This window comes from Actinocrinis sp. (genome assembly GCF_035946395.1).
Taxonomy (GTDB): domain Bacteria; phylum Actinomycetota; class Actinomycetes; order Streptomycetales; family Catenulisporaceae; genus Actinocrinis.
Genome location: NZ_DASYZI010000426.1, coordinates 1 through 24,056, shown reverse-complemented (window position 1 = coordinate 24,056; position 24,056 = coordinate 1). Strand labels below are relative to the sequence as shown.

General features: G+C 69.3%; 20 protein-coding genes. 13 read left to right on the top strand and 7 right to left on the bottom strand.

Translation table 11 applies throughout. The features are described 5' to 3' along the window. The first annotated feature begins 226 nt into the window (after positions 1 to 226). Positions 227 to 1,201 carry a glycosyltransferase family 2 protein gene (locus tag VGS97_RS26905; protein WP_414641845.1) on the top strand — a complete coding sequence of 325 codons (975 nt, stop codon included), beginning with the start codon at positions 227 to 229 and terminating at the stop codon, positions 1,199 to 1,201. 54 nt (positions 1,202 to 1,255) lie between these two features. On the opposite strand, the gene VGS97_RS26900 is transcribed toward VGS97_RS26905, so the two are convergent. Both VGS97_RS26900 and VGS97_RS26895 read right to left on the bottom strand, forming a co-directional pair. Then, the gene (locus VGS97_RS26900) at positions 1,256 to 2,590 is read right to left on the bottom strand and encodes an LCP family protein (RefSeq protein WP_326856463.1); all 1,335 of its coding nucleotides are present in this window, start codon (positions 2,588 to 2,590) and stop codon (positions 1,256 to 1,258) included. Between the two features lie 193 nt (positions 2,591 to 2,783). Then, complete coding sequence (locus VGS97_RS26895; RefSeq protein ID WP_326856462.1) at positions 2,784 to 3,617, bottom strand: TIGR03089 family protein; 834 nt, start codon at positions 3,615 to 3,617, stop codon at positions 2,784 to 2,786. Between the two features lie 294 nt (positions 3,618 to 3,911). Between VGS97_RS26895 and VGS97_RS26890 the strand changes: the two genes are divergently transcribed. Both VGS97_RS26890 and VGS97_RS26885 read left to right on the top strand, forming a co-directional pair. Further along, positions 3,912 to 5,015, top strand: a complete 1,104-nt coding sequence (locus VGS97_RS26890) for an NDP-sugar synthase (protein ID WP_326856461.1) — start codon at positions 3,912 to 3,914, stop codon at positions 5,013 to 5,015. After that, a complete protein-coding gene (locus VGS97_RS26885) occupies positions 5,005 to 6,096 on the top strand; it encodes a DNA-3-methyladenine glycosylase 2 family protein (RefSeq protein WP_326856460.1) in 1,092 nt (363 codons plus the stop codon). Before VGS97_RS26890 ends, VGS97_RS26885 begins: the two co-directional genes overlap by 11 nt. A 50-nt stretch (positions 6,097 to 6,146) precedes the next feature. Here the strand turns inward: VGS97_RS26885 and VGS97_RS26880 are convergent, their stop codons facing one another. Together VGS97_RS26880 and cofD are read right to left on the bottom strand one after the other, a co-directional pair. After that, on the bottom strand, positions 6,147 to 7,499 hold the full coding sequence (locus VGS97_RS26880; RefSeq protein ID WP_326856459.1) for a coenzyme F420-0:L-glutamate ligase: 1,353 nt from the start codon (positions 7,497 to 7,499) through the stop codon (positions 6,147 to 6,149). 1 nt (position 7,500) lies between these two features. Further along, positions 7,501 to 8,466 carry a 2-phospho-L-lactate transferase gene (cofD, locus tag VGS97_RS26875; RefSeq protein WP_326856458.1) on the bottom strand — a complete coding sequence of 322 codons (966 nt, stop codon included), beginning with the start codon at positions 8,464 to 8,466 and terminating at the stop codon, positions 7,501 to 7,503. Between the two features lie 576 nt (positions 8,467 to 9,042). Between cofD and VGS97_RS26870 the strand changes: the two genes are divergently transcribed. The 3 genes from VGS97_RS26870 to VGS97_RS26860 all read left to right on the top strand — a co-directional run bounded on the left by VGS97_RS26870 (position 9,043) and on the right by VGS97_RS26860 (position 15,314). Continuing rightward, a complete protein-coding gene (locus VGS97_RS26870; RefSeq protein WP_326856457.1) occupies positions 9,043 to 9,300 on the top strand; it encodes a WhiB family transcriptional regulator in 258 nt (85 codons plus the stop codon). Between the two features lie 252 nt (positions 9,301 to 9,552). Next, complete coding sequence (locus VGS97_RS26865; protein ID WP_326856456.1) at positions 9,553 to 13,674, top strand: glycosyltransferase; 4,122 nt, start codon at positions 9,553 to 9,555, stop codon at positions 13,672 to 13,674. A gap of 338 nt (positions 13,675 to 14,012) precedes the next feature. Next, positions 14,013 to 15,314, top strand: coding sequence for a DUF5719 family protein (locus VGS97_RS26860; protein WP_326856455.1), 1,302 nt, complete (start codon positions 14,013 to 14,015; stop codon positions 15,312 to 15,314). Between the two features lie 312 nt (positions 15,315 to 15,626). On the opposite strand, the gene VGS97_RS26855 is transcribed toward VGS97_RS26860, so the two are convergent. Continuing rightward, on the bottom strand, positions 15,627 to 16,070 hold the full coding sequence (locus VGS97_RS26855) for a metallopeptidase family protein (protein WP_326856454.1): 444 nt from the start codon (positions 16,068 to 16,070) through the stop codon (positions 15,627 to 15,629). Between the two features lie 256 nt (positions 16,071 to 16,326). Here VGS97_RS26855 and VGS97_RS26850 point away from each other — a divergent pair, with 256 nt between their 5' ends. From VGS97_RS26850 to ahcY, 6 genes are all read left to right on the top strand, one after another. Beyond that, positions 16,327 to 16,710 carry a DUF3499 domain-containing protein gene (locus VGS97_RS26850; RefSeq protein WP_349262276.1) on the top strand — a complete coding sequence of 128 codons (384 nt, stop codon included), beginning with the start codon at positions 16,327 to 16,329 and terminating at the stop codon, positions 16,708 to 16,710. A 159-nt stretch (positions 16,711 to 16,869) separates the two neighbouring features. Continuing rightward, complete coding sequence (locus VGS97_RS26845; RefSeq protein WP_326856452.1) at positions 16,870 to 18,252, top strand: phosphomannomutase/phosphoglucomutase; 1,383 nt, start codon at positions 16,870 to 16,872, stop codon at positions 18,250 to 18,252. Positions 18,253 to 18,270: 18 nt separating this feature from the next. After that, complete coding sequence (locus tag VGS97_RS26840; protein WP_326856451.1) at positions 18,271 to 18,453, top strand: Trm112 family protein; 183 nt, start codon at positions 18,271 to 18,273, stop codon at positions 18,451 to 18,453. Between the two features lie 31 nt (positions 18,454 to 18,484). Further along, entirely contained in the window at positions 18,485 to 19,609 is a 1,125-nt protein-coding gene (locus tag VGS97_RS26835) for an SIS domain-containing protein (protein ID WP_326856450.1), read from the top strand. Positions 19,610 to 19,699: 90 nt separating this feature from the next. Next, complete coding sequence (locus tag VGS97_RS26830) at positions 19,700 to 20,002, top strand: WXG100 family type VII secretion target (RefSeq protein WP_326856449.1); 303 nt, start codon at positions 19,700 to 19,702, stop codon at positions 20,000 to 20,002. Between the two features lie 50 nt (positions 20,003 to 20,052). Then, complete coding sequence (gene ahcY / locus VGS97_RS26825) at positions 20,053 to 21,519, top strand: adenosylhomocysteinase (protein ID WP_326856448.1); 1,467 nt, start codon at positions 20,053 to 20,055, stop codon at positions 21,517 to 21,519. 25 nt (positions 21,520 to 21,544) lie between these two features. Here the strand turns inward: ahcY and VGS97_RS26820 are convergent, their stop codons facing one another. Further along, on the bottom strand, positions 21,545 to 22,402 hold the full coding sequence (locus VGS97_RS26820) for an RDD family protein (RefSeq protein ID WP_326856447.1): 858 nt from the start codon (positions 22,400 to 22,402) through the stop codon (positions 21,545 to 21,547). Between the two features lie 143 nt (positions 22,403 to 22,545). Here VGS97_RS26820 and VGS97_RS26815 point away from each other — a divergent pair, with 143 nt between their 5' ends. Beyond that, on the top strand, positions 22,546 to 23,550 hold the full coding sequence (locus tag VGS97_RS26815) for a stage II sporulation protein M (protein ID WP_326856446.1): 1,005 nt from the start codon (positions 22,546 to 22,548) through the stop codon (positions 23,548 to 23,550). Positions 23,551 to 23,862: 312 nt separating this feature from the next. On the opposite strand, the gene VGS97_RS26810 is transcribed toward VGS97_RS26815, so the two are convergent. Further along, positions 23,863 to 24,056 (bottom strand): hypothetical protein (locus VGS97_RS26810; RefSeq protein ID WP_326856445.1); only part of this gene is annotated, 194 nt, incomplete at its 5' end.

The window sequence follows — 24,056 nt, the reverse complement described above, 5'->3', positions numbered from 1 at the left end:
GCCCGCCGGGCCGCGATCCTCGCCTCGCGCGAAGCACCCTGAGCCTGAGCCGTGACCGGCGACAGGACTCGGTCGAGGCGCTTTCGGTTAGAGTTCGAACCCGATGAACGCCAACGTGACGAAAGAGCCGGGGCCCGTCCCTGTGTCTGCTGATCCGGTGCCTACGAACCCGGTGCCTACGAACCCCGCGCGCGTGGACCGGCCGTGGCCGTCGGTTTCGGTGATCATGCCGGTGCTCGACGAGGAACGGCACCTTGCCGCAGCGGTGCGGCACATCCTGGCCCAGGACTATCCGGGTGAACTCGAACTCGTCATCGCCCTCGGGCCGTCGAAGGACCGCACCGACCAGATCGCCGCGGAGCTCGCCGCCGCCGACCCGCGCGTACGCACGGTGCCCAACCCCTCCGGGCGCACGCCTAACGCACTCAACGCGGCGATCGGCGCCTCGCGCAACGAGATCGTGGTACGCGTCGACGGGCACGGGCTGCTCACCCCGGGTTACCTCGCAACGGCAGTACGCCTTCTGGAAGAGACCGGTGCGCAGAACGTCGGCGGCATAATGCACGCCGAGGGCGAAACGCCCTTCGAGCGGGCCGTCGCCGTGGCGATGACCTCGAAGCTGGGCGTGGGCAATGCGAAGTTTCACACCGGTGGCGCCGCCGGCCCCGCCGACACGGTGTATCTCGGCGCGTTCCGGCGCGAGGACCTCCAGAAGCTCGGCGGCTACAACGAAGCGTTCGTGCGCGCGCAGGACTGGGAGCTGAACCATCGGCTGCGTAAGGCCGGTGGGCTGGTCTACTTCTCGCCCGAACTGCGTGTCACATACCGTCCGCGCCCGAACTTCCGGGCGCTGGCGAACCAGTACCGGCAGTACGGCCGTTGGCGGCGCGTTGTCATGCGCACGCATGAGGGCACGGTGAGCCTGCGTTACCTCGCCCCGCCGATCATGCTGATCCTCTGCGCTCTGGGCACGTTGACCGGTATCGCAGCGCTCCTGTTCGGTGTCGCCCTGCTGGCGATCGGCTTCGCCGTCCCGATCGGCTACGGGGTGATGCTGACCCTCGGTTCGCTCGGCGAGTCACGCAGCCGGCCGCTGCCGGTGCGGCTGCGGCTGCCGCTGGTGCTGGCGACGATGCACTGGTCCTGGGGCTGGGGCTTTCTCACGTCGCCGCGCTCGCTGTTCGAATCCACCCGCCGCTGACGAAGTACGAGTCCGAACGGTTGAAGATCGGCGCTTCAGCCGACGACCATTCGCTCAGTTGCCGTATGACAGATCGGAGCAGGCATTCGAGTCCGCGCGCCGGATGTTGTTCGTGATCCCGCTCGGGATGGGGGTCGGAGCACTGGACGCGGACGCGCCTGCCGACGCGCTCGGACCGGCGGTCGGGCCAAGGCTCGAACTCAACCCGAGTCCGGCCCCGAGTCGTTCCACGGTGAGCCGCTCGGCGGCCGCCGACGGCGCGCCCGCCACGTTCGCCTTGGCCGATGGCGACGAAGTCGGCGACGCGCTCGGATTCTGGCTCGCATCCGAGGACGGTGACGCGCCCGACACGTCCTGACCCTCCAACGTCCTGTCTTCGCGCAGCAGCGACCACAGGATGTCCGTGTCCGGCTGGATCAGATCGACACGCGCCCCGTCGTACTGCCACGGAGTGGTGACGAATTCGATGTTCGAAAGCGACACCGACTTCAGCTGCGTCGCCAGCGAGACGAGCGCGCCGACCGAGTCGAGGTAGCTGTCCACGGTCAGCGAGCTCGTCGCCGCGTCGGCCAGTTGGTAGATCGTGATCGGATTGCTCAGCGTGCCCGCGTCCAGCATCTTCTTCATCAACGCGGACAGGAACGCCTGCTGCCGCTTCATCCGCCCGATGTCGCTGTTGTCCCCGAAGCCCTCGCGGGCCCGCACGTACTCCACCGCCGCCTGCCCGGTCAGGTTCTGCATGCCGGGAGTCAGCGTGACGCCGTAGGCGTGCTCCAGATAGGTGTTGTCCACCGTCGGCACGCACACGGTCACCCCGCCGATCAAGGTGCTCATGTTGGCGAAACCGACGAAGTCCGCCACGATCGTGTGGTCGATCCGGATCCCGGTCATCGACTCGACGGTGTTCTGCGTGCAGGTCGGGTTTCCGCCCGGCAGGTTGCCCTCGGCGAAGGCCGAGTTGAACATGACGTGGGTCTGCGCGGGCATCCAGGCGCCGTTCGCGTAGCAGGCCGGGATGTCCACCAGCGAGTCGCGCGGGATGGAGACCCCGATGGCGTGCTTACGATCGCCGGATATGTGTATCAGGATCGTGGTGTCCGAGCGCGCCCCGTCCACCGCGGCCCCGCCGCCGAGACCGAGGTTTTCCCCGGACCGCGAGTCCGATCCGATGAGCAGTAGATTGATCGGCGGCCCGGTGGTGGAACCCGGTGCGGCCGTGGCGGACGGCGGCCGGCTCGGCGAGAGCCCGACCTCGCTGAACGTCTTGATGTTCGAGTTCAGGTGGAGATAGACGTACCCCAGCATTCCCGAGATGGCCACGGCGAAGATCGCGACCACCGCGACCGAAATGCGCAGCGCGCGTGACCGACCACGTCCGACCGTCGTCATCCACCCATTCCTCACGACACCGGCCCATCGGCCCGCCCGCTATGAGAGACCAGCCGGACACGTGCTTGGTTGCGCGAGATTGATGAAGATTCGGTGTGAAAATCCGCGGCCCCACGAGGCCTTCAGCCGAAGGCTGCTACGGCGCGCACGCCTTTCATATCGGCCGTGCGGGTGACGTCGGAAGGCCGGTCTGCTAACCGACCGTCAGTCTGTGCGTGACCCGCTCCGTTTCGGCGATCCGATCGAGCCGGTCCGCAGCGGCGGCGCGCACGATCACCACACCGGCACCGACGATCAGCGGCGCGAACAGCCAGCTGATGACGTCAGAACCGGTGAACCGGTCCCCGCGCGCGTCCACGAGCAGGCGATCGGCGGAGCCGAGCCCGACGGATGGGCCGTCCGGCTCCTCCTTCACCGCCGACGCGGCGAACGCGGCCCGCTCGATCAACTCGCCATGCGTGAGCGTCGTGGCGTCGACCACCAGTGCTTCCATGCCCGGTGCCGACGGTGTGAACGGCGTGAAGCGGTCCCCGAATCCACGCACCTCCGCCGAGTAGTCGCGGAAGCCGTCCGGAACCACGTCGAACGGGCGGCCGAGCGGCAGCAACGAGAGCGCCAGCCGCTCACCCGGGCAGTCGCGCGCCGCGCCCAGCACCTCGGCATCCGGTCCGGCGATCACCGTGTGCGCCGACTTCGCCTCGCCCCACGGCTCGACCACCGAGCCCGCCAGCAGCGGCGCGACCATCCAGACCGCGGTGAGCCAGTGCGGCGGCGCGCAGACCGAGATCCGGTCGCCCGGCCCGGCCATCAGGTCGTCCTGCACCAGATTCGCGGTCTTGGCCAGCCAGTTGCCGAACGTCGTGTAGGACAGTTCGACGCGCTCACCGGTCCCGTCGTCGAGGAACGTCAGGAACGGCCGCCCGGCGTCGGCCGCGGCGCGGGCCCGCCAGACCGCGGCCAGGTCCGTGAAACCGTGGCGAACGGGCCCACGATCGGTTGAAACGCGGCTGGATTGGGGATCAGTCACAGAGCGAGACTACGCACTTCGGCGGCCGCGCGGTGGTCCTGATACCCATCCGACGCTGGACCCGTGACCGGCCGCGCGGCCAGAACCATGCAGACCGATCACAGTGCACGACTCTGGGCACGAGACTCCGGGCACAAAGTACTGGGCACGACTCTGGGGCAACCGCGCCATGGCGGGCGGCGTCTGCGCCAAGGCGGGCGGTAACATCACGTCGCGTCCACAGGTGGCGGATTCCGGCTCGTCAAGCGCGCCGACGCCGTTCGCCGCAAGACCGAGCGATGGGAGTACGAGACCGTGGCTGAAGCGATCCTCCTGGTGGGAGGGAAGGGGACCCGGCTTCGGCCGCTGACCGTCAACACCCCCAAGCCGATGCTCGAAGTCGCCGGGGTGCCGTTCCTGAGCCACCAGCTCGCCCGGGCCAAAGCGGCCGGGGTCGACCGGATCGTGTTCGCCACCGCCTACCGGGCCGAGGTGTTCGAGGAGTACTTCGGCGACGGGGCCGCGTTCGGCCTCGAACTCGACTACGTCACCGAGACCGAGCCGCTCGACACCGGCGGCGCGATCCGCAACGTGGCCGACCGGCTGCGCAGCGGTCCGGACGAGCCGGTACTGATCTTCAACGGCGACATCCTCTCCGGGGTCGACCTCGTCGGCCTCGTGGACGCGCACCGGGCACGCGGCGCCGACGTGACGCTGCATCTGACGCGGGTGCCGCGCGAGAAGCTCAGCGCGTTCGGGCTGGTGCCCACCGACGCCGACGGCTGGGTCACCGCCTTCCGCGAGAAGCCGCAGCGCGCCGAGGACATCGTCACCGACCAGATCAACGCGGGCTGCTACATCTTCCGCCGGTCCGTCATCGACGGCATCCCGACCGGTCGCCGCGTCTCGGTCGAGCGCGAGACTTTCCCCGGCCTGCTCGCCGCGGGTGCCAGGGTGCTCAGCGTCGTCGAGCAGTCGTACTGGCGCGACCTGGGCACGCCGGAGGCGTTCGTGCACGGCTCGGCCGACCTGGTGCTCGGTGCCGTCGAATCCCCCGCCGTCCCGGTCACCGCCCGGCCCGACCTGGCCGACGCGCTGGTGCTGCCGGGCGCCGATCTCGACGTGGACGTGAAGGTCGGCGGTGGCAGCACGATCGGCGCGAACGCGCTGATCGCCTCGGGCGCGGAGATCATCGGCTCGGTCATCGGCGAGGGCGCGCGCATCGAGGCCGGCGCCGTGGTGCGTGACTCGATCGTGGGACGCGGCGCGCGGATCGGCGCGGGCACCGTGCTCGACACGGTCGTCATCGGCGACGGCGCGAGCGTGGGCGCCCGCAACGAGTTGCGCTGCGGCGCGCGGGTCTGGTGCGACGCGGCGATCGGCGACGGAGCGGTACGCTTCTCCGCCGATGAGTCCTGACCCGGGTTCTGACCCTCCGACAGATCTCCCGATCCCGAAGCAGAAACAGACGCGCCCGGTCGCGCACCGGGCCGCTGCGGTAACGGCTGCTGCCCGCACGACACCGGCGCCAGCGCGGGCGTCGGCGCAGGCACCGGCTCGGGCCGTTCCGCCCGCGCGCACGCCGCCGCCGGACGCCACCGAGTCCATCGTCTGCGACGTCGATCTCCTGTTGTCGCTCGGCGTGCTGCGCCGCGGACCGGGCGATCCGACCTATCGCCTGGCGCTCGACGGCGCGATCTGGCGAGCCTGCCTGACGCCGGAAGGCCCCGGCACGGTCCGCGTCCACCGGAACGGCCCCCGCGTCGAGATCGCCGCATGGGGCCCGGGAGCCGCCTGGCTGGCGAAGCGCGGCGCGGCTATGGTCGGCGCGGACGACGAACTCGGCGACTTCCCGGCCCTGGTCGCCGGGCACCCGCTGCTGGCCGAGGCGCATAGACGCCACCCTCGCCTACGCCTCGTCCGCACCGGCCTCGTCGTGCAGTCGCTGATACCCGCGATCCTTGAGCAAAGGGTCACCACCGCGGAAGCGTTCCGTGCGTGGCGCCGCATCGTCGAGCGCCACGGCGAGCCGGCACCAGGCCCCGCGCCGAGAGAACTGCGCGTCCCTCCGCCGCCGCGCGTCTGGGCGACGATCCCGTCGTGGGAATGGCATAGGCACGGCGTGGACGGTAAGCGCGCGACGACGATCATCCGTGCCGTGAGGCTTGCCTCAGCACTTGAACGTACGGGTGACCTCAGCGGTGAGGAGACGGTGCAGCGCCTGTGCACAATCCCCGGCATCGGTATCTGGACCGCCGCCGAGACGACGCAGCGCTCTCACGGCCACGCTGACGCTCTGTCAGTAGGCGATCTGCACCTTTCCAAGCACGTCGGCTACGCCCTGACCGGCGAACGTGACGCCGATGACGCGCGCATGCTCGAACTGCTCGAACCCTTCCGCCCGCACCGCCACCGCGCCGCACGGCTCATCCTCCTCACAGCGCCCGGCCAACCCCGCCGCACGCCACGTGCGCCAGTGCCGGAACACCGCTGGCACTGATGAACCGTCGCCTCGCCAATCACATCGTGATGTTCATCCACGGCTGACGTTCATCGGGTAATCAGAAAGTCGTCCGGTGAACGGGGCGGCCGGTCCCTGGGCGGCTCGGCGGGATGGCCCACTCCGACCGCCCCCATCGGATCCCACGACTCCGGCAGGTCCAGCACCGAGCGCACCACGTCGCGACAGAACATCGTCGACGAGACCCACGCCGAGCCCAGTCCTTCCGCGGCCAATGCGATCAGCAGATTTTCAACGCCGGCCCCGGCCGCTACTACGAACATCTCCCGCTCGGCCGTCGCGCGGCGCAGGTCCGGATACGTGTGCGAGCCGTCCATCACCAGGCAGGGCACCATGAGCACCGGCGCACCGCGCAGCACATCACCACGCCGGACGCGTCGCGCGATCGACTGCTCGGTGAAGCCGTCTCCGCGCAGGTCTTGAATCCATGCGTTCAGCATCGCGTCGAGCAACGCCTTACGCATGCCCTCAGACCTCACCTCGACGAAGCGCCAGGGTGTCGTGTGATGCGGTGCAGGTGCGGTGATCGCGGCCGCTACCGCGCGACGGATCGCCTCAGGCGTGACGTCGACGTCCGTGAACGCCCTGATGGTGCGGCGATGCTCCACTGCCGAAGCGCGCGCCTCGGCCGTACCGAGTGAAAACAGATCCTCGTCAGCCGGACGCAGAAGTACCCGCGCACCCGGCCCCGGCTCGGCGCTGACGAGGTACCGGAGACCGCGTACGACCGCGACCGGCACGCCACCGAGCTTGCCCTTCACCAACTCTCCGGCAGACGCGAGTTCGTCGGCGAGTGCGGTGATGGTCACCGCGAGCGGATTGCCGTGACTGTCCTGACGCCCCCGCAGATCGTCCACCGGAGTGATGTACGCCGCACCGATCGCCTGATCCACCAGCCCGGCGCGCCACACGCGGCCGAACGTGTCCGAGATGATGACGCCCACTGACACGCCAAGGCGATCACGCACACCATCGGCGATCACACGTGCCGAACGATCCGGATCCTCGGGCAGCAGAAGCACAGTCCCGCGCGGCGTGTTCGACGCATCCACACCGGCCGCCGCCATCACCAGACCCTGCCGGTTCTGCACAATGCGTAACGGCCCGCGTCGCGCGACGATGCGCACGGTCTCCGCGTCGATTGCCGCGTCTCGATCGGTCGCGGCAACGATGCGCCCCTCCGCCTTCGAAACGATCTTCGACGTGATGACGAGCACGTCGCCGTCCGCGATGGCGTTCTCGCCCTGTGCCGCCGCTGCGATGAGCGCGGCCAGATCCGCACCCGGCTCGACCTCCGGCAAGCCGCCGAGGCCGAACACCGCGTAGCGTCCCGGTACGTGGCGGCCCGTCAGTTCCTGCTGGTGACCGCTCTGCCCTGCCATCTCAGTCATCGGGTCGGCCCAACTCCGTCGCGAGTTCGAGTGCTGCACGCGCCATCGTCGCCGTGGCGTCCAGATCGCGCATCAGCAGCGGCACCGCGCGGCATCTGATACCTGCGGCCTCCACACGGTCCCGCTGCGCCGCGTCCTTCTCGTCGATCAGCCAGCCGTCCAGCAGATCGGCGCCGTAGTATTCGGCGACCGCTGCGGCACTCGTCTCCACGCCGACCGCCGCCAGCACCTTGTCCGCCATGCCGCGTACCGGCGCCGAGCCGATGATCGGAGAAAGCCCCACGACCGGAGCACTCGTGGCGGCCAGCGCCTCCCGGATACCTGGCACCGCCAGGATCGCACCGATCGAGACCACCGGGTTGGACGGCGGGAAGAGCACGACGTCCGCCCCAGCGATCGCGTCCATCACTCCCGGTGCGGGCTGTGCCTTTTCCGCGCCCACAAACGTGATCGCCTCTGCCTTCGGCGCGTGCATACGCACCCAGTACTCCTGGAAGTGCACGGCCCGACGATTACCTTCCTCGTCGACGAGGACCACGTGCGTCTCGGCACGGTCGTCAGTCGCCGGTATCAGCCGTACCCCAGGCTTCCAACGTGCGCACAACGCTTCGGTTACCGCAGAGAGCGGATACCCAGCGTCGAGCATCTGAGTACGCACCAGATGCGTGGCGATATCCCGATCACCGAGCGTGAACCAATCCGGGCCGACCCCGTACTCGGCCAACTCGGCGGCCACCGAGAAGGTCTCTCCAGCCCGGCCCCAACCCTGGCCCTCGTGGATCCCGCCGCCCAGGGTGTACATCACCGTGTCGAGATCGGGGCACACCCGCAGCCCGTGCAGCGTGATGTCGTCGCCCACGTTCCCGACGACGGCGACGTCCGCCTCGGGCGCTGCGGCGAGCACTCCCCGCAGGAACCTCGCGCCGCCCACCCCGCCGGCCAAAGCTGTGATCCTCATGCCGACGAGACTATCCGGACCCGCACTCCAGGGCGCCGCGCCTGAAACGTCGTCGACGGAACGCGTTACCGGCGCAGTGACAGAACGTATCGACGCTGGCAATCCATCGGGGCACTTCGAGCTTGGCCGTCGAGGAATCCGCTTGAAATCGTCTTGTCGGCGAAATACCTACATGCAGACCAACTCTGTGTCGGCAAACCCGCGCGAGAACCGTCAATGTGTCATACGCTTCACCCACCCGTGTGATATCGGTTGCCCGAAAGGGCAGTGTCCGGTCGCGGCGGGTGCGGATCCGAAGCTTTATCAAGCGCCGACCGGATCGCACGTCACGAGCGTCATCGTGCTGATCGAGCCGGTCGTCGAGCACTGCTCTCTCCGAGTGAATCAACCCACCACTAACAGATCGCGGCTTGACGGGCCGGGAATGACGCGCGTGTAATTTCAAGCATGTCGCCCGGTTCCTGACGAGAAGTCAGTGATCTGAAGTGGTTCTTGACCGGCCGAGTGCGGCGCCGGTCAGCATGCGCAGCACCATCGGGTCGACGCCGCGCCGAACACGAGACGGGAGACGTACCGATGACCGAGGTCTTCCCGCTGGACGGTGGCTTCGACGAGGAGCTGACCTGGCAGGAGCGGGCGCTGTGCGCGCAGACCGACCCCGAGTCCTTCTTCCCGGAGAAGGGCGGCTCGACTCGCGAGGCCAAGCGGGTCTGCCTGGTCTGCGAGGTCAAGGCGGAGTGCCTCGAGTACGCACTGGCCCACGACGAGCGTTTCGGCATCTGGGGCGGCCTGTCCGAGCGCGAGCGGCGCAAGCTCAAGCGGCGCACCGCCTGAACCCTGATTCGCTGATCCGCACGCCGCGCTGATCCGCGCCGAGGCGGCGCGGGGAAAGCCATCCGGGCAAAAGCGGACGAAGGCGGACAACTTCCCGGCAACTTCTCCACTTCCCATCCGCGTCGCGTAGGGTGGGGCGACCGTGCCGCCGCCCATGCGCGCCGCCGCAGACCGTTCAACGCGATCCGAGCAAGGGCGGACCCGGTACGGCGCCGCACCTTCCTGCCGTCGAGATCCGGGTCGTCGTTTCGCATGACACAGTACGCACCACCCGCGCGCTCGCAGGCGCCCAGCGCCGACCTGCGCGCGGCGGGCGCCAACCCCCACGAAGCGCTGCGCCACCACATCGTGACCGCGGTTCTGGTCAGCCACGACGGAGCGCGCTGGCTACGGCCCGTGCTTGAGTCGCTGACGAACCAGCGCCGTCCGGTACAGCGGATCATCGCCGTCGACACCGGCTCCCGGGACAACTCGGTCGAGCTGCTCGAAGACGCCCTCGGCCCCGACGCCGTGCTGCACCGCAAGCGCTCGACCGGCTACGGCGCCGCCATCGCCTTCGGCCTGAAGTCCTCGCCGCCGGTCAGCTACGACGAGTTCGGATTCGACAGCCCGCACCAGCCGGTCGAATGGATCTGGCTGCTGCACGACGACTCCGAGCCCGCTCCCGACGCCCTCGGCCAGCTGCTGCTGACCGCTGAGGACGAGCCGGACGCCGCGGTCCTCGGCCCGAAGATCCGCGGCTGGTACGACCGGCGGCAGCTGCTCGAAGTGGGCGCGACCGTCGCCGTCAACGGCCGGCGCTGGACCGGCCTGGAGCGCAACGAGCACGACCAGGGCCAGCACGACGAGGCCCGGCCGGTGCTCTCGGTCAGTTCGGCCGGCATGCTGGTGCGCCGCGACGTGTGGGACCGGCTGCGCGGCTTCGAGCGCGGCATCTCGCTGTTCCGCGACGACCTCGACTTCTGCTGGCGGGTCAACAACGCCGGGTACAAGGTCGTGATCGCCCCCGACGCGGTCATACACCACGCCGAGGCCGCCGCCCGCGAGCGCCGCCGGATCAACGCCGGGCCCAACCGCGCGCACCTGCTCGACCGCAGCCACGCGCTCTACACCGTCGCGGTCAACAAGGACAGCCGTTTCTGGCCGGCGCTGTGGCTGCGGCTGGTCGTCGGCTCGTTCTTCCGCGCCCTCGGCTTCGTCGTCGGCAAGCAGCCCGGCACCGGCTCCGACGAGTTCTTCGCCATGCTCGGCTTCGCCGCCCGGCCCGACCGGGTCCTGCGCGGACGCGCCTCGCGGCGCAAGCTGCGCGCCCTCGGCAGCGGGGAACTCGACCAGTTCTTCCCGCCGCGCGGCGCGCTGGCCCGCAACGCCTTCGAGACGTTCTGGAGCCAGCTGCGCGGCGAGCACCGCGAAAGCGACGAGGCCTCCCGGCACCGCTCGGTCGAGACCGGCCCGGTCTCCGAAGAGGCCGAGGTGCTGGACACCGACTCCGCCGCGCTGCTCAAGCGGCTGATGCGCAACCCGATCATCGCGGTCGGCGGCGGCCTGACGCTGATAGCCCTGATCGCCGCGCGGTCCCTCCTGGTCGGCGGCAGCCTGGTCGGCGGCGCGCTGCTGCCGACCCCCGGCGGCGCGGCCGACCTGTGGTCCGCGTACCTGGCTGGCTGGCACGGCGTGGGCCTCGGCACGACCTCGTACGCCCCGCCTTACCTGGGCCTGCTGGCGATCGTCGCGACCCTGCTGTTCGGCAAGGCCAGCTGGGCGGTCTCGGTGCTGCTGATCGGCTCCGTGCCGTTCGCCGGGCTCAGCGCCTCCTACGCCTTCCGGCGGATCACCACCTCGGCCCCGCTGCGAATCTGGGCCGGATACGCGTACGCGCTGCTCGCCGTCGCCACCGGCGCGATCGCCGGCGGACGTCTGGGCACCGCGGTCGCCGTCGCGCTGCTGCCGCTGATCGTCACCACCGCCAGCCAGGCGATCGGCGGCCCCGGCCGCGTCGGGTCCACTCGCTCCGCTTGGACCAGCGCGTTCCTGCTGACCATCGCCACCGCCTTCGCCCCGGTGGTCTGGGTGCTCGCGCTGGCCTTCGGCGCGCTCGCCACGCTGACCGTCGCCTGGCGTACCCGCTCCAACGTCGCGATCACCGCGATCCGCATGGGCATCGTGCTCGCCATGCCGCTGGCCGTCCTCGCCCCGTGGTCGCTCTCGCTGCTGCGCCACCCGACCTCGTTCTTCCTGGAGGCCGGCCTGCCCGGGGTGAACCTGGAGCATCCCGCGCCCACCCCGGTCGGCCTGCTGCTCGGCAACCCCGGCGGGCCCGGCACCTACCCGGCGTGGTTCGGCGTCGGCCTGCTGCTCGCCGCACTCGCAGCGCTGCTGCGCGGCACCCGCCGCCGGGTCGTGGTCTCCGCCTGGGCACTGGCCCTGGTCGGCTTCGGCTCCGCAGTGGTGATCGCCGGACTGAAGGTCACGCCGCCCGGATCGGACCAGAACGTCGTCGCCTGGCCCGGCATGTCCACCGCGATGCTCGGCCTCGGCCTGATCATCGCGACCGTGGTCGGCGCGGAGGGCGCGCGCGAGCGCATCGCCAGCGCCTCGTTCGGCTGGCGTCAGCCGCTCACCGTCCTGATCACCGGTGCAGCAGTGCTCGCCCCGGCGGCCGCGGGTGCCTGGTGGCTCGCGCGGGGCGCCAGCGGACCGGTCGCCCGGGTCTCCGGCCAGATCCTGCCGCCGTACGTCGCCGCCGAGGGCCAGACCGCGGCGCGTCCACGCACCCTGATCCTGACCAGCACGCAGTCCGGTGCGATCGGCTACGGCATCGTGCGCGACGCCGGCCCGACGCTCGGTGTCGCGGACATGCGGGTATCCCAGACGCAGAACAATCAGGTGGACTCGGTCATCGGGCAGCTGCTCTCCGGGAACGGCGGCGACGCGGCGCAGCAACTCGCTGTACTCGATGTCGGCTACGTCATGGTCAGCCCCAACGCTCCGGCATCGATCACCCAAGCGCTCAATGGCGTCGCCGGACTCACCGAGCGTTCGGCGACCCAGGGCGGCGGTGGGACGCAGTACGCACTCTGGTCGGTCAACGGAAGCGTTGGCCGACTCACCGTCGAGGACGCGAAGGGCAACGTCCTTCCGGTCGTGTATCAGTGCGGTACCGCATCCGCCGTGCCCCAAGACAGTGCCCAGGTGTGTGCACAGGACGCCACTGCCACGGTCACAGTGCCCTCGGGGTCGCCGGGCCGCGTGCTTATCCTCGCCGAGGAAGCGCTGTCCGGCTGGTCCGCGACGGTGAACGGCCAGAAGCTCGGCACAGTCACCCAGTCCAACGGGCTTGAGGCCTGGCAACTGCCCGCCTCGGGCGGGACCGTGGCGGTCGGGTACAGCTCGCCGAAGCACGTGATCTGGGAGATCATCGGCCTCTTCACGGCGGCTGCGGCGACCATCATGGCGCTGCCGTTCGGCCGTCGGCCGGATGAGGAGGTCGAGGGCGAGGAAGCCGCCGAGCTCGACGCGGTCAATCGATCGGCGCGCGCGCTCGTTCCGGAGCCAGAGCGCGAGTTCGAGCCCGAGCCGTACCCGGTCGCCGCGACCATGCCCGAGCCGGAACCGGAGCAGATCCCGGTGCCCGTCCCGGATATCGTCGGTCAGGAGTTCGAGCCCGAGTCGTATGAGGCCGGGCACTACGAATCGGGCCAGTACGAGGCAAGCCAGGGTCAGTACCAGGCTGAGCAGTACGACACTGACCAATACGGTACCGACCAATACAGCGCTGACCAGTACGGTTCTGGCCAGTACGGCACTGATCAACACGGTACTGATCAACACAGTACTGATCAGCACGGCGCCGCAGGCTACGGCTCCTACCAGCCCGAACTCGATCCGTACCAGTCCGGCGCGTACGACACCAGCGGCCAGTACCAGCAGTCCGATTATCAGGCCGCTGGTTATCGCTCAGGCGAGTACACAGCCCCCGAGCCCTCGTACGAGCAGTACCCGATGACCAACACCGATCCGTATGCCGACGACCCCTACGCATACCAGCAGCAGGGTTCATACGAAGCCGGTGCGTATCAGCCGTCCTATCAACAGCCTGCGTCCTACGACCAGGCTCAGTACGGCCAGTACGACACGCCGCAGTATCAAGACCCGGCGCAGTACCAAGAGCCGGGCCAGTACCAAGAGCCGGGCCAGTACGAGCAGAGCGGCTATCCCCAAGCAACGTACGAGCCCGACGCATACGGCCAGTACGGCGATCAGTACAGCGTGCCCGAGCCCCGCCAGACCAACGAGCAGGCTCAGCATCAGTACACGCACGAGTACGACCCTGACGGCTACGGCCCCAGCGAGCAGGACGGATGGACCCGGTGAGCATGTCCGACGACCCCAGGAGCCGGGAGCCCCGTCCCTCCGCACCCCGTCCCTCCGCACCCCGTCCCTCCCCACCCCGCGCTTCTGGCGCGCGTGACACCCTCAGCAAGGCGGCTCTCAATCGCGCGTCGCTCGAACGCATGGCCGTACGCGCCAGTGGCGGTTCCAAACGGCGCCTTCAAGTCGCCTTAGGCGTAGTCGCAGCCATCGGCGTCGGGCTCGCGTACGGGTACGGTGTGGCACCCGCAGCCGCATCGCCACAGGTCACGGCTGCGCCCAAGTCCACCGCCGTGCGTACCGCCACGCTTCTGTGCCCTGAGGTCACGGGCCTTAGCGACGTGACAGTCAACGCGTTCACGCCCTCGGGCGTCGCTGGCGCCAGTACCCCGGCGCCCGGCGATACGGCCACGCTCACCGTGCAGGGCCAAAAGACCCCCCTCGCCACGGTGAAGCAGACCGGCAACCTGTCCGTCAATAGCGGCTTGTCCGGAGCCGTGTCCAGCCTCAATCAGGACTCGATCCCGGTTGTCGGTCAGGCAAGTGGCGGGTACGCCCCCGGATTCACCGTCACCGAGACCCTGTCGAGCGGTTCGACCTCAGGCATGCACGGACTCGCGTCCACCCCCTGCACGGCCCCCGACACCGACTTCTGGTACCTCGGCGCCGAACCTGGCCCGAAGAACACCACAGCCAAGATCAACCTCTACAACGGCGACCAGCTCTCCGCGCAGGCGAACCTCGTCGCGTACACCCCGAACGGACTGGTCAGCGGCTCGGCGGCACAGCTCGGCCAAGGCCTGGTGGTACCCCCGAACGACCAGCGCGACCCGATCGACCTGAGCGGCTTCAGCACCACCGGCGACGCGGTCGCCGTGCACGTGGTGACCACCGCCGGACGGGTCGGCGCTGCTCTGCTTGAGTCCGACGGCCTGTCCGGCCGCGACTTCATCCTCGCCCAGCGGCCCGCCGCGCACCAGGTGCTCCCCGGCGTCCCCGCGCTCAGCAGCAGGTCGGGCTCGCCGATGAAGCTTCAGCTCATCCTGTTTTCGCCGGGTGCCGACACCGACGTGACGCTGCACTGGATCGGCGGCTCGAAGATCACCCCGACCGTCACCATCCCGCACCTGTCGGCGAACAAGGTCCTCCAGTGGGACATCTCCAACGTGCCCGCCGCCGGTGAGGCAGGGGCGCTTCAGATCGACAGCTCCAACGGCACGCCGTTCCTCGCCGAGATCAAGGTCACCGGCGTCGGCGGCGACGACATCGCCTACCTCAGCCCGGTCCAGGCCCTGACCGGCGAGTCGCTCGTCGCCGACAACAACGACGGCTCGGTGGTCGAGCTGACCAACAACGCCGCCCACGACGCGCAGGTCCAGGTCACCGTCGAGGGCACCGGCACGGCCGCACCGCAGACGGTGACCGTCCCGGCGCTGACCACGAAGGCGGTGACCGTCCCGGCACCGCGGCGGACCGCGTCCTTCGTCATCTCCGTGACGCCGCTCGGCGGCGCGGACTCGATCTACGCCGCCCGAGTGATGACCGACGGCAACCTGATCACCATCCAACCGATGTCGACCGCTCTGGAGACCGTGCAGATCCCGCCGGTACGCGACGACCTGTCCGGCGTCGTGCCCCGCTGACCAACGCGGCCCGCCGCACCTTTAAGGGTGCGCAGGTTGGGGGCTGTGCTCGCGTGCCGATGGCCGTCGCCTGGCCATGTTGTCATCGGCCGCCGCGTCGTCGGTCACCGCGCGGTGTCGTTGATACGGCTGGCGCCGCGTGGCGCTGCGACTCCCTCCTCCACCTCGCCCCGCTCGGCCCTCGACCCGCAAGCCCACGCGGCGCCAGCCGCATGAACAACACCGCCGGCCACCAATCCGCGCACCCTCATTTTTCGGCTCTTCACACGCCCGCCGTCCGCCGGTTCGCACCTCAGTGCGCCGGTCCGGCGGCTACTCCGGGTCGATGATCTCCGGGTCGAGGCCCAGCAGGTCCGCGACCTGCTCCACGACGATGTCGTGCACCAGCATGCCCAGTTCGGCGCGTACCGGCGCGCGCACTTCCAGCGGCCGGCGGTAGAGCACGATACGGGCCGGCTCGCCGCGCCCCGCCTGCACCACCCGGCCGAGCGGCACCGGCTCATCCGACCACAGCTCGGCGCCCGGCGGCGGCACCTCCTCGACCGCGAACTCCACCCCGGACAGCTGCGGCCACCTGCGCTCAAGCCGTTCGACCGCGTCGAGCACCAGCTCGTCGAACTGCTCGGCCCTGGTCAGGCTGAGCGGGATCTCCGGCGGCGCCAACGGCCCGCGCAGCCCGCGACCGCGCCGGTCCCTGCCCCGGCGCCGGCCGGGACCCGGCGGCCGGCCGGAACGCGGTTCAGCAGAACTTTGCACGGAATCGAGCGTATCCCGGCCGTGGCCTCCCGCGGCAGATGTCGTGCTTCGGGCGCCGCAGGGACGGTGTTCGACGGCTCTTCGAGCTCGGTCGGGACTTTGTCCGCGGCTGTAGGCTCGTCCGCCGCCGCACGTCGGCCGACCCTGCGCCGCGGCCCGGCCGAACTCGGAGAGCAAGATTGCGGGCTCTTCGAGCTTGGAGTGAGATTGCGTGGCGTCTGGCAGCCCCGACCACACCAGCAATACACTCGCGCATGTGAGCCCTGTCCGTCGCTGTTCGCGCACCGCCTGTGGTCGCCAAGCCGTGGCGACGTTGACGTACGTCTATGCGGACTCCACCGCGGTCCTCGGACCTTTGGCCACATACCCCGAGCCGCACTGTTACGACCTGTGTTCGGAACACTCCGAACGGCTGACCGCACCGCGCGGCTGGCAGGTCGTGCGGCTCTCTCCGCCGGAGACCGGTCGGCGCACGCCCTCCAGTGACGACCTTGAGGCCCTCGCGCTGGCCGTCCGCGAGGCGGCCCGCGCCCCGATCACCCCAGCCGAGCCCGAGCCGAGCCGCCCCACCGCCGTCCCGCGCGGAGACAACCCGCCCCGGCGCGGCCACCTGCGCGCCGTCACCGAGACCGGCGACTGAGGCAGCGCCTGAAGCGCTGGCTGAGGCAGGCCTCTCACTCGGGCGCCCGCCGCTGATTTGTGCCCAGTCCCGAGCCGGTAGGCTCGCCTCGATGACGCGCCACCGGCGCTATCGGTAGTTGCGACCTGAGCGCACCCGGATGGAACGGAGCCAACAACCGTGACCACCCCGCACCCGACCGCAGGTGACCTGACACACCTGGTCAAGGCGTACGACGTTCGAGGCGTAGTGCCGGACCAGCTCGACGAGCGGATCGCCGAGGCGGTCGGCGCCGCGTTCGTCCGGATCACCGGCGCCACGGCGATCACCGTCGGCTGGGACATGCGGCCCTCGTCCCCCGCGCTGTCCGCCGCCTTCTCTCGCGGTGCGGCGAGTCAGGGCGCGGACGTGGTGCAGATCGGCCTGGCCTCCACCGATCAGCTCTACTTCGCCTCCGGCCACCTCGACCTGCCCGGCGCGATGTTCACGGCGAGTCACAACCCGGCCAAGTACAACGGCATCAAGATGTGCCGCGCCGCAGCGGCCCCGGTCGGCCAGGACACCGGCCTGTCCGAGATCCGCGAGCTGGCCGCCCGCGAACTCGCCGAACCCGGCACCATCGCACCGGCCGCGACGCAGGGCACGGTCACCCAGCAGGACCTGCTCACCGCATACGCCGACCACCTGCGCACCCTCGTCGACATCACCGGCAACCGCCGCCTCAAGGTCGTCGTGGACGCCGGCAACGGCATGGGCGGCCACACCGTCCCGGTGGTCTTCGACGGCCTGCCGCTCGACGTGGTCCCGATGTACTTCGAGCTCGACGGCTCCTTCCCGAACCACGAGGCCAACCCGCTGGACCCGAAGAACATCGTCGACCTACAGAAGAAGGTCGTCGAGGTCGGCGCGGACCTCGGCCTGGCCTTCGACGGCGACGCGGACCGCTGCTTCGTGGTCGACGAGCGCGGCGAGCCCGTCCCGCCGTCCTCGGTCACCGCCCTGGTCGCCGTCCGCGAGCTCGCCAAGCATCCAGGTGCGTCGATCATCCACAACCTGATCACGTCTCAATCCGTGCCTGAGATCGTCCGCGAGCACGGCGGCGTCCCCGTGCGTACGCGCGTCGGCCACTCCTTCATCAAGCAAATGATGGCTGAGACCGGCGCGGTGTTCGGCGGTGAGCACTCCGCGCACTACTACTTCGCGGACTTCTGGAAGGCCGACACCGGCATGCTCGCCGCGATGCACGTCCTCGCGGCGCTCGGCGAGCAGCCCGGCCCGCTCTCCGAGCTGGTCGCGCAGTACACCAGGTACGCCGCCTCCGGCGAGATCAACAGCGAGGTCGCGGACCAGGCCGGCCGCGCCGCCGCGGTCCGCGCCGCGTACGAGGGCAAGCCCGGCATCGGCATCGACGACCTCGACGGCATGACCATCGCCGGCGACGGCTGGTGGTTCAACCTGCGTCCTTCGAACACGGAGCCGCTCCTTCGCCTTAACGTGGAAGCACGCACCCCTGAGGAGGTCGCCGCGATCCGCGACGCCGTCCTCGCTATCGTCCGCGCCTGACTGACCAGAAGAGGAAGCATGTCGAACCTGGTCGAGCCCTCCCTGCTGGAGATCCTCGCCTGCCCGAAGTGCCACGCACCGTTGCGTGAGGACGTCGAGGCCTCCGAGCTCGTCTGCACCGACCCGGCGTGTGGACTCGCCTACCCGGTCCGTGATCACATCCCAGTGCTGCTGATCGACGAGGCGCGTAAGGCCAACTGACCGAACACGCCTCAGCCTGGCCGGAGAGACCATGGAACTGCACGAGGAACTGCTTGACGACGCCGAGGCCGCCGAGCGCGCGGACCACGGCGGCACCCTTCGGCTGATCGCCGCGACCGGTGCCCGGATCCGCCGCGCCGCGGCCCTGCGTGAGTTCGACCCGATGGCCGACGAGGCGCTGCGTGCGCTGGCCGGAGAGGGCCGCCCCCGCGCGCTCATCGTGATCGGCTACGGAACCGGTGCGACCGTCGCACGCCTGCTCACCGCAGTCGCCGGAGCCGCGGCCACGGTCCCGATCGTCTCGGTTCCCGGCCCGGCGCTGCCCGGCTGGGTCGGGCCGCTCGACCTGGTCGTCGTCGCCTCGACTGCGGGCCGGGCTCCGGAGATCTCCGCCGCGCTCGCGGAAGCGGGACGCCGAGGCTGCCGCATAATCGCCGTCGCGCCGACGATCTCACCGATCGGCGACCTGTGTAAGCAGATCCGCGGCACGCTTATCGCCATGGCCGACGATGTCGCCCCCGTCTGGTCCCGCCTCTGGTCTATCGCGGTCCCGACGTTCATCGCGGCCGAGACGGCGGGTGTCATCCCTCCGCAGCGGTACGACGCGGCAGCCTCCGCCGCGGACGAGGCTGCCATCCGCTGCCGCCCGAGCCAGGAGCCCTTCGTCAACCCGGCGAAGGAGATCGCTCTGCGCTTCGCCGAGTCGGCCCCCGCCGTATGGGCCTCCGGCCAGGTCGCCGCGGTCGCGGCGGAACGTATGGCCGACCAGGCCGCCCTGCGCGCCGGGTTACCGGTCACCCACGCCGCGCTGCCCGACCTCGGCCGCGGGCAGTTCGGCCTGCTCGACGGCCCGCTCGCCGCCGGAAGCGGCGACATCTTCCGCGACCCCTTCGAGGACGGAGTGGACAGGACCGCCGCGGTCGTCCTGCTGGCGGAGGACGGCGTGGACCCCCGCCTGAGCGTGGTCGAGAATCTCGTGCGCGACCGCGGCATCCCGCTGACCGTCTTGACCGCCGAGCAGCCTGACCCGCTGGCCCGCGCCGCTCACCTCATCGCCGTCGCCGACTTCGCCGCCGCGTACCTCGCGCTGCTGGTCGGCAGCGGTCCCGACCAAGGGCGCACCATCGACGAATACCGGCTGCGCACCGCGCAGTAGTGTGCCAAGCAGCGTGTCAGATGTCGTTGTCGCGCGATACGGTATAGCCCGACAGGAGAAGGCCGGGCACGGCGTAACAGGGGTAATGACGTGGCAGCCAGCGGGGAGATCACGGTCACCTTCGATGACATCGAAGGCGCCGCGGCTGCCGTTCGCGGTGTTGCCGCGAACGTCGACATGCTGCTCACGGATCTGCGTGCCATGCTGCGCCCGCTCGTCGCCGAGTGGGCCGGCGCCGCGGCCGTGAACTACCAGTACCAGCAACACGTGTGGGATCTCGCCGCCGAGGACCTGCACGGCGTGCTGCTGCGCATCGCCGCCGTTCTCGACGAATCGCACGTCTCTTACATCGATGCCGAGGCGCAGTTGCGCAATATGTGGGGCGGCCAGTGAACGGGGCCCGCCCCTTCTAGACTCTCGTTGAGAACTCTGGAAGGAGAGGCATGGCGCACACCGACTTCAAGGTCGCGGATCTCTCACTGGCCGACTTCGGCCGCAAGGAGATCCAGCTGGCTGAACACGAGATGCCCGGCCTGATGGCGGTGCGACGCGAGTACGCCGGGACCCAACCGCTGCGCGGCGCGCGGATCACCGGCTCGCTGCACATGACGGTGCAGACCGCGGTGCTCATCGAGACCCTCGTCTCACTCGGCGCGCAGGTGCGCTGGGCGTCCTGCAACATCTTCTCCACGCAGGACCACGCCGCCGCGGCCGTCGCCGTCGGCCCCGAGGGCACCTCCGACTCGCCGAAGGGCGTGCCGGTGTTCGCCTGGAAGGGTGAGACGCTCGAAGAGTACTGGTGGTGCACCGTGCAGGCGCTGACCTGGCCGGACGGCGAGCTGCCCAACATGATCCTGGACGACGGCGGCGACGCGACGCTCTTCGTGCACAAGGGCGCCGAGTTCGAGGCGGCCGGCGCCGTGCCCGAGCCCGCGGCCGACGACCCGGAGGAGTGGCTGGTCATCCTCGCCGCGCTCAAGGCCTCGCTCGCCGCCGACGGCAAGAAGTGGACCCTGGTCGCGGACTCGGTCAAGGGCGTGACCGAGGAGACCACCACCGGCGTGCACCGGCTGTACGAGATGTTCGAGGCCGGGACGCTGAAGTTCCCGGCGATCAACGTCAACGACTCGGTGACCAAGAGCAAGTTCGACAACAAGTACGGCTGCCGCCACTCGCTGATCGACGGCATCAACCGGGCCACCGACGTGCTGATCGGCGGCAAGGTCGCGGTGGTCTGCGGCTACGGCGACGTCGGCAAGGGCTGCGCCGAGTCGCTGCGCGGCCAGGGCGCCCGGGTGATCGTCACCGAGATCGACCCGATCTGCGCCCTTCAGGCCGCGATGGACGGCTACCAGGTCACGACCCTCGACGACGTGGTGTCGATCGCCGACATCTTCGTCACCTGCACCGGCAACCGGGACATCATCACCGCGGAGCACATGACGCGGATGAAGCACCAGGCGATCGTCGGCAACATCGGGCACTTCGACAACGAGATCGACATGGCCGGCCTGGCCAAGGTGCCCGGCGTGGTCAAGACCGAGGTCAAGCCGCAGGTCCACGAGTGGCGCTTCCCGTCGGGGGCGGGCGATGGGCACGGTGCGGGCGGCCACACGATCATCGTGCTGTCCGAGGGCCGCCTGCTGAACCTGGGCAACGCCACCGGACACCCCTCGTTCGTGATGTCCAACTCCTTCGCCAACCAGGTGCTCGCCCAGATCGAGCTGTTCACCAAGCCCGAGCAGTACCCGATCGGCGTCTACACGCTGCCCAAGCAGCTCGACGAGAAGGTCGCCCGCCTGCACCTGGACGCGCTGGGCATCAAGCTGACCACCCTCAGCGAGAAGCAGGCCAGCTACCTCGGCGTCTCGGTCGACGGCCCCTACAAGGCAGACCACTACCGGTACTGAGCCGGAACGCCCCGTACCACTCGATTCAATGCCGTCGGCCCGGCTGCGCTGGAGCAGTCGGGCCGACCGGCGTCGATGACGACGCCAACGCAGTCCCGGCCTCCCGCCGGAACCGCTCGCCGGTCACCGCTATGAGGTACTGATACGCCGGAAGCCCGGGCGGCGGCGCCGGAGACACGAAAGCCGAATACTGCCGCACCAGCTCTTCCGCCAGCTCAGCCGCGGCCTTCCGCTCAAGCTCGAAGACCCGCGAGATCAACTGCCGTCCGGCGACGATCAATCCGGTCGGCACGTCCCCGACCGAGGCGCCCGCAGCCCACGTGGCGACCACCGGCGCCGGAGGCATCGGCAGCGAGCCGCGCCCGTACTCGGTCCGTTCACGGACCACGCGCGTGCCCGCGAGCAGGTCCCCGATCCGTTGCCCCCGCCGAGAGGAAACGCTGGCGATGGCACCGGGCAACCCGACCAGGCAGATCCACAAAACGCTCATCTGCCCGAGCGCCACCGCGCCGAACAGCGGAAAGTTCAGATCGGCGAACAGCCCAGCCAATGCCCGCGCAAGCGCGTGCCGAAAGCGCTCCGGCCCTCCATCGACCCGCACCACACGCAGCCCTACGGCGGCCTTACCGATCGAACGACCGGTAGAGATCGTCTCGCTCAGCACCGGGTAACCGATGGTGACCAACACGATGATCACAATGGTCACGGCCCGCTGCGCATCCCCGTTGCCGGACCCGGCGTTCAGCGCGACCGATACGAAGAGGAACACCGCGAAGATCGCGGACTGCACCAGATAGTCCAGCAGCACGGCCGCGAATCGGCTCGCCAGCCGCGCGGGCCGTAGTTCCAGCTCCACGCCCTCGGCGATCACCAGGTCGGCCATGAGCTCCCTCAGTTCACGATGGTCGAGCCGAAGCCCCAGCCGAACAATCACCGCAGGGCAGCACTCTGGCAGCTGACCAGGCCCACCGATACGGTAGACCAACAAGGCATTCCGCAGGCAGGGGACCAGGGACGGGGAAAGCCGTGGACATCGACGCGTTCGTGATCCGACGTGCGCCTCAATGGAACCGCCTCGACCGCCTGGCCAGGCGCCGCCGCCTGACGGTCGACGAGGTCGACGAGCTCCTGGCCCTGCACCAAGCGACCGCCACGGATCTGTCCCTGGTCCGCAGCGCGCTGCCCGATACCGAGCTGGTCGGCCGGCTCTCGGCGACGCTCGCGCTCTCCCGCTCAGCCCTCACGGCTCCGCGTGTGGCGAACTGGCGGGCCATCAGAAGCTTCTTCAGCACCAAACTGCCCGCCGCGATCTACCGGTCCCGCTGGTGGTGGGGTACGACGGCGCTGCTCTCGCTGCTCGCCTCGCTGATCCTCGGCTGGTGGCTGGTCGCGCACCCGGACGTGCGAGCCACGCTGATCCCCTCGCCCGAGGTGCGCGAACTCACCCAGCCGGGCGGCGACTTCGAGAGTTACTACACCTCCGCTCCAGCGCACGACTTCGCGGCGCAGGTGTGGACGAACAACTTCTGGCTGGCCCTGGAGACGCTCTTCTCGGGAGCGCTGCTTGGAATCCCCGTGCTGTTCATCCTGTGGGAGAACGTCGTGAACCTCGGCACCGACGGCGCCTACATGGTGGCCGCCGGTCGTGGCGATGTGTTCTTCACACTCATCACCCCGCACGGCCTCCTGGAGATGACCTCGGTCTTCATCGCGGCCGGCGTCGGCCTACGTCTCGGCTGGACGATCGTTGACCCCGGCCCACGTACCCGGCTGGCTGCACTTGAGCACGAAGGCCGCACAGCTGCCGTGGTCGGTATCGGCATGGTGCTGACACTCCTGTGTACCGGTGCCATCGAGGCCTTCGTCACGCCGTCGTCGCTCCCGGCCTGGACGCGCATCAGCATCGGCATCGCGGTTGAGCTCGCATTCCTCAGCTACGTTTTCGTCATCGGCAGGCGCGCGTACAAGCGTGGCGAGGCCGGCGATCTCGATGCAGTAGACCGCATCGACGAGCAACCCGCAGTCGGCTAGCAGTCGGCGAACTGGCACGTCGTCAAGTGTGCTGGCAGCACGGGAGGCCCCAGCGTCGCCGAACCCTGTAACCGATTGGCGTTACCCAGTCCGAGTGGTGCATACTCATCCCGGTCCTCCTGGGAGCCAACCGAACCGAATCCGACAGCAGCTCGCAAGAGCAGCTTGACGGCTTAGGGACAGATAGCTAGACTAGGAGGGTTGCTCCGTAAAAGCTGGTAGCAGGCAAGGCGAAACTTTCACGGTACGCCATACCCGCTGGTCCGGCAAGAGCAGTACGAAAAACATGATAAAGTCGCTTCGCGACGAAGTTCATGTAGAAGTCGAAGCAATCACCTGGTGGAGATTGGTGACAGTCTCTGTTTGTGTGTCTGTTTTTTGAGAACTCAACAGTGTGTCGATGAAGTTTGCGATGCCATTTATGTTTTGGATGGTGTGAGTGTCCCGACCCCCGTCGGGATGATTCAGCCAGGTGGTCAATACTGTTCTTTTATGGAGAGTTTGAT